Here is a 9832-nt window from a genome sequence, read left to right on the forward strand (position 1 = left end):
ACAAAAAATTCCAGTCGACCGCTGGCAGCGCAGTTTTCTTTCAGAGGTCATCTTTTATCAAAGTTCAGCGTGCTGGCAGAGTTCATCGTATATCTGCCAGCGGCCACTGAATTTGGCGTTAGGTGGTTATCTCTCACACTTTTCTATTTTCTTTTAGAGAGTGTTTGGAGAAGTAAAAATGAAAAAAATATTAGCTACATGTTTAGTGGTTTCAACAGCCTTTTTAACATCTTGTGCATCAGTTGAGGAACAAAGAGCAACAAACCTTAAAACACAAAGTGTTAAATTTATAACTGAAAAACAATCTGAAAAATGTGAATATCTTGGCCCTCAAACTATTCAAGGAGTAAAAGACTTTTTTACAGGTATCGCAGGAACAGAGCAAAAATTAATCCAGAGGTTAAAGTTAGTCACCTTGTCAATGAAAGGTGACTCATTAAGAATTACTAATAGACAAATCAACGAAAGAGCGGCAAGAACCAAATACAGTTCTGATAAGTTAGTTCTTTCTGCTGATATATTTTTATGCAATAAAAAACCCAACAAAACATAAAATTAAAAATATGCTAAAATCAGCCTATGTCTGAAGAAAGTCAAATAAAAGAGGAAATAGGTTGGTATAAAGTCATATTTGCAATATTTATTGCAACTGACTTGTCTTTGTTGGCTTGGTTTGTGCAAAATTTTGAACAAACAAGTTTCTTCATATTATTGCTATGCTCAGCTGCAGTTGTTGCTATTACACTAATATTAGTGCTAATTAACAAGAGAGTATTTGTTTGTCTTGACCGTTTGAAGGAGTTATAAAATGGAATATCTATTTGCGTTTACATTTTGTGTTTTTATAGGTGGCTTGATTGTTATTGCGTATCAGTCATTAAATCATAAATTTCCAAAACATCATAAAACCACCTAACAAGGCACTGCACCTGACCGCTTACGCGTCAGATGAGTTTAGGCGTTATGTTTTAAAGGAGAAATAAATGAGTTCCAGACACAATGTGTTCGTTAGCTACCATCATAAAAATGATGAAGATTACAAACTAGAATTTGAAAGAATTTTCTCTGATATTTATGATGTCCTTGAAACCAAAGCCGTAAGTGATGGAGATATTGACCCATATTTAAAAACTGAAACAATTCGTCAAAAAATCAGGGATGAATTTATCAGGGACGCTAGTGTAACAATTGTTCTTATCGGGTCGGAAACATGGAAGAGGAAACATGTTGATTGGGAAATATCCTCAAGCATTAGAAGCACCCGGTTAAATTCTCGCACGGGGCTATTAGGTATTATTCTTCCAACCTACCCAAAATATAGTAAAGGAACTATACCACCGAGGCTTCAAGATAATATCGACTGTAAATTCGCCAAAATATATAATTGGTCAGATGATCCAAGTCTCGTTCAATCATGGATTCATGAGGCTTTTCTTCGTAGAAAGCGGATTAACCCAGATAACTCTAGAGATATGTTTGCCAAAAATAGATCCGATAGTAGTTGGTGTTAGCAATGAACTGGGGAAAATGGCTTGAAAAATGGGATATGACATCCCTAAAAATAAAAACACCGTTTCTTGATATGGAGTGGAAGCCTCAAGACGAAGATAAAAATGCTGCTTGGGAGTTATACATTGAGTTGCTAACCAGAATTACAACGCAGCCACTTGATGAGGCTCATGGTGATGAGGAAACAGCATTAAAGAGCATCTACTCAATTTTCCCACTTACTCGTGAAGTGATTAAATCAAATGGTAGGCATTGTCTTGAGTTTACAAAAATTGCAATTATTGTATTGAATCAAATAATTCGTCCATTTACGGCTAAGTGGCACAGACTGTCTGTTCAAGGATCTTTTTCAAATACTCAAAGTTGTCAAGAATTTCGGGAAGAACTTGCAGAGTTACAGTCTACCCTTAACATTTATACCCAAATGCTTGGAGAAATGGCAGGAGTAGAAGATGATTTATCAGAACTTCAAGATAATGAAACATAACAAGGCAAATGCACTCGGACAGCCAAAAGCTGCGCCGCTCGTGCCTCGCTCTGCAACTTTTGTCTGCCGGTGATTTGCGACGTTGTGTACAAATAATGAGATAAATATTCTCAAAAAACTCATTAGCACAATGTATTCGCTAATTTTTCAGCACTTTGCTGAGTAAGTTGTGCATCTTTTGCTTCAACCATTACTCGAATTAGCGGCTCAGTACCTGAAGCACGAATGAGTACTCGACCTTCATCGCCCAACCCTGCTTCCACTTCTTGAATGGTTGTATTTAACTGCTGATGATTATCAAGATTTATTTTTTCTTTGGTTTTAACATTGATTAGCACTTGAGGATATTTGACCATTTGCGCCTTTAACGCCGCTAAACTTTGTTGACTGCTAGCTAATACTGCCAACACCTGAAGTGCGGAGATAATGCCGTCACCTGAGGTTGTTTGATCTAAGCAAATCATGTGTCCTGAACCTTCGCCACCTAGAATGGCGCCGTGTTTTTTCATCTGCTCCATCACATAACGATCGCCCACATCAGCCTCAATAAAAGCAATGTCTAAATCTCTTAGCGCATGGCGCATGCCGAGATTGCTCATCTTGGTGCCTACCACCGTATTGTTGGTTAAACGCCCACTGGCTTGCCACGCTTTTGCCACAATAAAAACCAACTCATCGCCATCAACCAACTCGCCTTGCTGATCAACCATCATCAAACGGTCGCCATCGCCATCAAAGGCAATACCTAAATCTGCCTGAGTATCTAGCACTACTTGCTGCAGATGCTTGGTATCGGTCGCACCACAATTTTCATTAATATTGAAGCCGTTAGGGGTGTTATTAATAATAGTGACATTCGCACCCAACTCTGAAAAAACATCCTGTGCAATGTGATAAGTGGCACCATTGGCACAATCTATGACAATATTAAGCCCACTCAAATTAACTGATCGATCAAAGGTAGATTTACAAAACTCAATGTAGCGCCCTAACGGCTGTTCATGTCTGCGCGCTTTACCAATGTTGCTTGAACTAACACTCACCATGGGCTCGTTTAGTTTTTGCTCAATTTTTGCCTGATCCTCATCACTCAGCTTTAACCCTTTGGATGAAAAGAATTTAACACCATTATCTTGAAAATGATTGTGTGAAGCGCTAATAACCACGCCCGCAGAAGCATTATAAGCTTGAGTTAAATAGGCAATGGCTGGCGTTGGCATTGGCCCTAACAAGCCCACATCAACACCTGCAGACAAAAACCCTGCTTCCAATGCAGACTCAAACAAATAGCCTGATACGCGAGTGTCTTTGCCAATCACCACGCTAGCTTTACCTTGCTCAGATAAAACCGAACCAACCGCCCAGCCCAATTTTAAAAAGAAATCTGGTGTAATTGGCTCAATGCCGACCTCTCCACGAATACCATCTGTGCCAAAATAATTAGCCAATTCCCTCTCCCATTGCTGCCTGCATTACCAATAGTGCATCTTTTGTTTCTAACACATCGTGCACACGCACAATATTTGCCCCATTTTGAACTGCTATTATAGCGCCTGTTACACTGCCAACAACCCTACCTTTAACTTCTCGATTATTCAAAATAGCACCAATCATAGATTTTCTAGACAAACCTGCCAACAACCTTACGCCAAAACATTTAAATTCATCAAAACAACGCAATATTTCCAAGTTGTGTTCTAGTGTTTTTCCAAATCCAAAACCAGGATCTAAAATAATATTTTCCTTGGCAATACCTGCCGATAAACAGGCGTCAATTCGTTGCTGAAAGAACTGCTTGATCTCTTCAATGACATTATTATACGTGGGATTTTTTTGCATGGTTCTAGGTGAGCCTTTCATATGCATCAAACACACATCAACACCTAGACTTGCAGCCATCTCCAAAGCACCGTCTGCTTGCAAAGCATTCACATCATTAATCAGGCTAGCGCCTGCTGCCACTGCTTGTTTCATCACTTGTGGTTTTGATGTGTCAATTGAAATGGGGGTGGTTAGTTCAGCTGAAAGCGTTTGAATTACTGGAATTACCCGATTAATTTCATCAGCTTCACTCACCGCGCAAGCACCTGGGCGAGTTGACTCGCCACCCACATCGATTATGTCCGCACCTTGATCCACCATACGCTTAGCGCCGGCAACTGCATCATCAAGATTAACATGCTGACCGCCATCCGAAAATGAATCTGGGGTGACGTTTAACACAGCCATAATTAAAGGCTTTGATGGCTGCATAGTCATAACGACTACAAATTATCGTTAGGCGATTTGTGGATCACCATCGATCGGCTTGTCATCAGAATCATTCGAATCATCAGCTCTAATGCCAGAACCCAGCTCTGTTGACGCAACATCTGAATCAACGATAACGGCTGCCTCACGGATCGGCTTGCGATCCATTAAATCATCAATTTGTTCTTTATCAATGGTTTCATGCGTCATCAATGCTTTTGTCATTTCAATCAAAATATCTTTATTTTCTTCAAGAATCTTGGTCGCTAGGGTGTAGTTAGTATCAATAATTGCTCTAATTTCCTGATCGATCACCTTAAATGTATCCTCAGAAATATGCTTATGCTTAGTAACTTGCTTGCCTAAAAATACTTCACCTTCATCTTCACCATAAGCCAGTGGACCTAACTTATCAGACATACCCCATTGCTTCACCATTTTATGAGCAATTTCAGTGGCACGTTCAATATCATTGCTTGCGCCGGTTGTTACTGAATCTGCACCATAAACAAGCTCTTCAGCAATACGTCCACCAAATAAGGAGGCAATTTGAGAATTTAGCTTGCGCTTAGAGATACTATAACTATCTTTTTCTGGCAAAAACATAGTAACGCCCAATGCTCTACCTCTAGGAATGATACTCACCTTGTAAACAGGATCATGTTCAGGTACTAAACGACCAACAATCGCATGACCTGCTTCATGAGAAGCGGTCATTTCTTTTTCTGCCTCATCCATAGCCATTGATTTTCGCTCTGCGCCCATCATAATTTTGTCTTTAGCTTTTTCAAATTCTTGCATGCCAACCAGTTGCTTATTCTTGCCCGCAGCAATCAAAGCGGCTTCATTGGCTAAGTTGGCCAAATCGGCACCCGAGAAGCCTGGTGTACCTTTTGCGATATTCACAGATTTAACGTTTTTAGCAATTGGCAGTTTACTCATATGAATCTTTAAAATGGCATCACGGCCGTTAATATCTGGCAAGCCAACCATGACCTGTCGATCAAAACGTCCAGGACGTAATAGCGCAGGATCAAGTACATCTGGTCGGTTGGTGGCAGCGATCACAATAATACCTTCAGAACCTTCAAAACCATCCATTTCAACCAACATTTGATTTAACGTTTGTTCACGCTCATCATGGCCACCACCCATACCAGCACCACGTTGACGTCCAACTGCATCAATTTCATCAATAAAAATAATACACGGTGCATTTTTCTTAGCTTGTTCAAACATGTCACGCACACGAGAAGCACCCACACCCACAAACATTTCAACAAAATCAGAGCCAGAAATAAAGAAAAATGGCACGTCTGCTTCGCCTGCAATGGCTTTTGCTAATAATGTTTTACCGGTTCCTGGTGGGCCAACTAACAAAACACCTTTGGGAATTTTTCCGCCCACTTTGGTGAATTTTCCAGGGTCTGATAAGAAGTCAACCAATTCAGCCACATCTTCTTTAGCTTCATCTACACCAGCAACATCTGCAAAAGTCACATTAGATTCATCCTTAGGGATTAGGCGCGCTTTGGATTTGCCAAAACTCATTGGATTCTTGCCACCCATAGCGCCACCAGCACCTTTCATGCTGTAGAGAATGACAGCGATTAAGAGTACGATTGGCGCTAATGAAATAATTAGCTGCTTGAAAAAACCATCCTTTTCAGGTGGCTGAGCAACAACATTAACGCCATTATTTAACAAGTCACCCATCAGTCCAAGATCACCCGGTGAGTAGGTTGAAAAACGCTCACCACCCGCACCAACACCCGTAATATTGCTACCAGCAATAGTTACCTCAGAAACATCTCCTTGTTTAACGCTTTGGATAAATTCAGAATAAGTAACTTCGCTTTTTTTCTCGTTAACTTCAAACTGACTAAAAATCGAGGTAAGAACACTACCTAACACCAACCACAACAATAAATTCTTAAACATGGGACTATAACAATATTATAAAAAAAATAGACGGGTAACTATACCCTATTGATTCGCTATATATAGACCGATGGCGTTTTTTCAAGGTTTTTTCAACAAATAAAGTCAAATTCTGTCATAATTCTTAACTTAATAAAGCCAAATAATTATCGCCATGTTAAAGATTGCCCTATTACCTATTATTCTTGCCACAACACTATTAAGCTCATGTGGATTTCATGCACCAGTTAAAAACACCACTTTAAATGCAACCATCACGAGTGACAAATCAAATGCATTTGCAGCTGAGCTTGAAACTAGATTCAATCAAGAAGCAGCGAAAAACTTAAGCATTCAAATTGGTGCAGAGGTTAAAAAACAACAAACCGCTTCTTACACAACATCCAATACAGCGAACAGTTACACATTAAGCTTGAGTGTACCGGTTAAAGTATTTAATGCTGATAATAAATTACTACTGTCTCAAGATTTAGCTGCCAGCATGCATCTAAGCAAGGTTAGCTCAGCACAGGCAGACCGTTTGCAAATTGAAGAGTCATATACGCAACTTAGAAACACGGTCATTAAAAAATTAATCAGAAGATTGTCAAAACTCAATGAGAATTAAGCCGGAGGCGCTTAATTCCCAACTATCCAATAAGCTTGAATCACTTTATTGTGTTTTTGGCGCAGAACCACTGCTTATTCAACAAAGTTTAGACGAAATTTTAGCCGCTGCAAGGCGCGCAGGGTTTGACGAAAAAGCCACTTTTGATATTGACGGCAACTTTGACTGGGGCTTGATTACGGCTGAAATTGCTAACACCTCTTTGTTTTCACCTAAGCGCATTATTCAATGCAAACTTAAAACAGGAAAAATCGGTGTCAAAGGCTCTAAAGCCTTAAGCGAACTTGCTAGCCATCTTCCACTAGATATACTGCTAATTATAACCACTGACAAACTAGACCTTGCTCAGCAAAAAAGCAAATGGTTTAAAACACTAGAGCAGCATGGTGGTGTTATCCAACATTGGGAAGTGTCAAGTGATCATTTAGCTGGTTGGATTAGCAACCACATGGCCAGCACTGGTCTCACTGCAAATAAAGAAGTGGCACAAAGTATTGCTTTTTGCACACAAGGAAACTTGCTAGCCTCTATGCAAGAAATCCAAAAACTTAAAATGGCCTATCCTGATGGCAATATCAACACCCAAGAGTTTCTAGCTCAAGCTCAAGAGCAATCAAAATATAGCGTTTACGGATTAATTGATGCGGCTTTATTGGGCGACGACGCCCAAGTCAGTAAAATTTATCGCACTCTTATTGGCGATAGCGCCATGCCAATTTTGCTCAGCAGTTCATTATATCGAGAGCTTAAATCTATCATTGATATGTCGATTGAAATGCACCAAAATACCGATATCAATGCCATTTTGAAACAGTATCGAGTTTGGAATAAAAGAAAGCCACTCATCACCAACATCTTAAAACGTCATCCATATCAACGTTTGCAAAAAATATTATTATTGCTTGGACGTATTGACCGCTCAATCAAAGGCGCGGATAATCTTAACGTTGTGGACGAATTGCACACACTTTTATTAAATTTAGCTGGAAAAAACCAATGGGCTCAATAAAAAATCTAATCATTGAACTGGGTAACAATGCCAGTATTGCAGCCAAATCACTTAGGGGCGCCACCACTCAAGCTAAAAATACCGCGTTGTTAAATATTGCCGATCAAATTAATAACAATCGTGACGAAATTTTATCTGCCAATCAATACGACCTTGACAACGGCAAAACCAAAGGTCTGGATAGCGCACTGATTGATCGACTAATGCTAGATGATCAACGCTTAGATGGCATTATTGAAAGCCTTAATCAGATCGCTAACTTACCAGATCCTGTTGGTGAAATTACTGATTTGAAATATCGCCCAAGCGGCATCCAAATTGGAAAAATGCGTGTACCACTTGGTGTCATGGGTATTATCTATGAATCACGCCCAAACGTTACCATTGATGCAACAGCACTTTGTCTAAAATCAGGTAATGGCGCCATCTTACGTGGCGGCTCAGAGGCTATTCATTCAAACATGGCGCTATATCAATGCGTTAAGCAAGGGCTGATTGATGCCAATCTGAGTGAGCACAGCGTGCAGTTAATTAGCACAACAGATCGTGAAGCGGTTAATGAACTAGTTCAAGCCAGTGATTATGTTGACGCCATTATCCCGCGTGGCGGCAAAGGCTTGGTTGAAGCAATTAGCAATAATGCCAAGGTGCCTGTGATTAAACACTTACACGGTGTTTGTCATACTTATATTGACAAAGATGCCGATACCGAAAAAGCCATTAAAATTGCATTCAACGCTAAAACAAGGCGTTACGGTGTTTGCAATGCCATGGAAACCCTGCTGGTGCATGCATCAGCTGCTAGCAGAGTGCTGCCTGAGTTAATTGCAGAATACACACTAAAAGGTGTAGAGCTTAGAGGCTGTGAGCAAACATGTCACTTTTCAAAACAAATTATTGCGGCAACAGATGAAGATTGGGATACAGAATATCTGGATGCCATTTTGTCTATTCGTATCGTTAATTCCATGAGTGACGCTATCAGCCACATTGATCAGCACGGCTCAGGCCATACCGAGTCAATTGTGACGGAAAATTACACCTCAGGTCGTCGATTCATTACCGAAGTAGACTCTGCCTCAGTTATGATTAACGCCTCAACCAGTTTTGCTGATGGCTTTGAATATGGCCTAGGCGCTGAAATTGGTATCAGCACAGACAAATTTCATGTTCGTGGCCCGGTTGGCTTAGAAGGCCTAACTTCACAAAAATATATCGTCCTAGGTGACGGTCACATTAGACAATAAAAAAACAATGATGAGTACAAATGAAACGCTAGCTGTTTTTCAGCGTGGTGCAGATGAAATATTGCCACTTGACGAACTAAAGAAAAAATTAGACAAAAACAAACCTTTGCGCATTAAAGCAGGCTTCGATCCAACAGCACCAGATTTGCACTTGGGTCATACGGTGTTAATCAATAAGCTCAAGCAATTGCAAGACTTGGGCCACGAGATCTTATTTTTGATCGGTGATTTCACTGGCATGATTGGCGACCCTACCGGCAAGAGTGCCACGCGCCCACCACTAACTCAAGAACAAGTGGTGGAAAACGCTCAGTCTTATCAAGATCAGGTATTTAAGATTCTTGATAAAAGTAAAACGACAGTTGTCTACAATTCCGAGTGGATGAGCAAAATGTCGTCAGCTGAGATGATTCAACTCGCCTCACAACAAACCGTTGCCAGAATGCTAGAGCGTGATGATTTCTCTAAGCGCTATAAATCTGGCAAGAGTATTTCTATTCATGAATTTTTATATCCACTGATTCAAGGTTACGACTCTGTTGCCCTAGAATCAGATGTAGAACTCGGCGGAACCGATCAAAAATTCAATTTGCTAATGGGTAGAGAGCTGCAAAAACAAGCCAAAATGGAGCCTCAAACTATTCTCACTATGCCTATTTTGGAAGGCTTAGATGGCGTGCAAAAAATGTCAAAATCACTCGATAACTACATCGGTATCGATGATGCGCCAGATGACATGTTTGGCAAAATTATGTCAATTTCTGATGAGCTTATGTGGCGCT

11 protein-coding genes are annotated in these 9832 nt (G+C 40.3%); 8 read left to right on the top strand and 3 right to left on the bottom strand.

Going from position 1 to position 9832, the window contains the following annotated elements:
• The first annotated feature begins 178 nt into the window (after positions 1-178).
• The 4 genes from PSN35_RS03690 to PSN35_RS03705 all read left to right on the top strand — a co-directional run bounded on the left by PSN35_RS03690 (position 179) and on the right by PSN35_RS03705 (position 1996).
• Positions 179-553, top strand: a complete 375-nt coding sequence (locus tag PSN35_RS03690; protein WP_300029598.1) for a hypothetical protein — start codon at positions 179-181, stop codon at positions 551-553.
• A gap of 26 nt (positions 554-579) precedes the next feature.
• On the top strand, positions 580-807 hold the full coding sequence (locus PSN35_RS03695) for a hypothetical protein (protein WP_300029601.1): 228 nt from the start codon (positions 580-582) through the stop codon (positions 805-807).
• 176 nt (positions 808-983) lie between these two features.
• A complete protein-coding gene (locus PSN35_RS03700; protein WP_300029603.1) occupies positions 984-1511 on the top strand; it encodes a TIR domain-containing protein in 528 nt (175 codons plus the stop codon).
• A gap of 2 nt (positions 1512-1513) precedes the next feature.
• Complete coding sequence (locus tag PSN35_RS03705) at positions 1514-1996, top strand: hypothetical protein (RefSeq protein WP_300029606.1); 483 nt, start codon at positions 1514-1516, stop codon at positions 1994-1996.
• A 122-nt stretch (positions 1997-2118) separates the two neighbouring features.
• Here the strand turns inward: PSN35_RS03705 and glmM are convergent, their stop codons facing one another.
• From glmM to ftsH, 3 genes are read right to left on the bottom strand one after another with little or no spacing between them, the layout of a single operon-like run.
• Positions 2119-3444 (bottom strand): phosphoglucosamine mutase, encoded by a 1326-nt coding sequence (gene glmM, locus PSN35_RS03710; RefSeq protein WP_300029609.1) that lies wholly within the window; start codon positions 3442-3444, stop codon positions 2119-2121.
• Positions 3437-4249, bottom strand: coding sequence for a dihydropteroate synthase (gene folP, locus PSN35_RS03715; protein ID WP_300029634.1), 813 nt, complete (start codon positions 4247-4249; stop codon positions 3437-3439). The genes glmM and folP overlap by 8 nt, the downstream gene beginning before the upstream one ends.
• Positions 4250-4273: 24 nt before the next feature.
• Positions 4274-6187: an ATP-dependent zinc metalloprotease FtsH gene (gene ftsH, locus PSN35_RS03720; protein WP_300029612.1), complete on the bottom strand. Its 1914-nt coding sequence runs from the start codon at positions 6185-6187 to the stop codon at positions 4274-4276.
• Between the two features lie 154 nt (positions 6188-6341).
• On the opposite strand from ftsH, the gene lptE reads away from it, so the two are divergent.
• The 4 genes from lptE to tyrS all read left to right on the top strand — a co-directional run.
• Entirely contained in the window at positions 6342-6794 is a 453-nt protein-coding gene (gene lptE / locus PSN35_RS03725) for an LPS assembly lipoprotein LptE (protein WP_300029615.1), read from the top strand.
• On the top strand, positions 6784-7803 hold the full coding sequence (holA, locus tag PSN35_RS03730; protein ID WP_300029618.1) for a DNA polymerase III subunit delta: 1020 nt from the start codon (positions 6784-6786) through the stop codon (positions 7801-7803). The genes lptE and holA overlap by 11 nt, the downstream gene beginning before the upstream one ends.
• A complete protein-coding gene (locus tag PSN35_RS03735) occupies positions 7791-9050 on the top strand; it encodes a glutamate-5-semialdehyde dehydrogenase (protein WP_300029621.1) in 1260 nt (419 codons plus the stop codon). Before holA ends, PSN35_RS03735 begins: the two co-directional genes overlap by 13 nt.
• Before the next feature lie 10 nt (positions 9051-9060).
• Positions 9061-9832: tyrosine--tRNA ligase (gene tyrS, locus PSN35_RS03740; RefSeq protein WP_300029626.1), on the top strand; the 772-nt coding region annotated here is incomplete at its 3' end.

Origin of the sequence: Candidatus Thioglobus sp. (assembly GCF_028599055.1) — a bacterium.
Lineage (GTDB): Bacteria > Pseudomonadota > Gammaproteobacteria > PS1 > Pseudothioglobaceae > Thioglobus_A.

Bases quoted from the DNA above. Each gene is read 5' to 3' on its own strand.
- PSN35_RS03690 (WP_300029598.1), top strand. From the start codon at position 179: ATGAAAAAAATATTAGCTACATGTTTAGTGGTTTCAACAGCCTTTTTA.
- PSN35_RS03695 (WP_300029601.1), top strand. From the start codon at position 580: ATGTCTGAAGAAAGTCAAATAAAAGAGGAAATAGGTTGGTATAAAGTC.
- PSN35_RS03700 (WP_300029603.1), top strand. From the start codon at position 984: ATGAGTTCCAGACACAATGTGTTCGTTAGCTACCATCATAAAAATGAT.
- PSN35_RS03705 (WP_300029606.1), top strand. From the start codon at position 1,514: ATGAACTGGGGAAAATGGCTTGAAAAATGGGATATGACATCCCTAAAA.
- folP (WP_300029634.1), bottom strand. From the start codon at position 4,249: ATGCAGCCATCAAAGCCTTTAATTATGGCTGTGTTAAACGTCACCCCA.
- ftsH (WP_300029612.1), bottom strand. From the start codon at position 6,187: ATGTTTAAGAATTTATTGTTGTGGTTGGTGTTAGGTAGTGTTCTTACC.
- lptE (WP_300029615.1), top strand. From the start codon at position 6,342: ATGTTAAAGATTGCCCTATTACCTATTATTCTTGCCACAACACTATTA.
- holA (WP_300029618.1), top strand. From the start codon at position 6,784: ATGAGAATTAAGCCGGAGGCGCTTAATTCCCAACTATCCAATAAGCTT.
- PSN35_RS03735 (WP_300029621.1), top strand. From the start codon at position 7,791: ATGGGCTCAATAAAAAATCTAATCATTGAACTGGGTAACAATGCCAGT.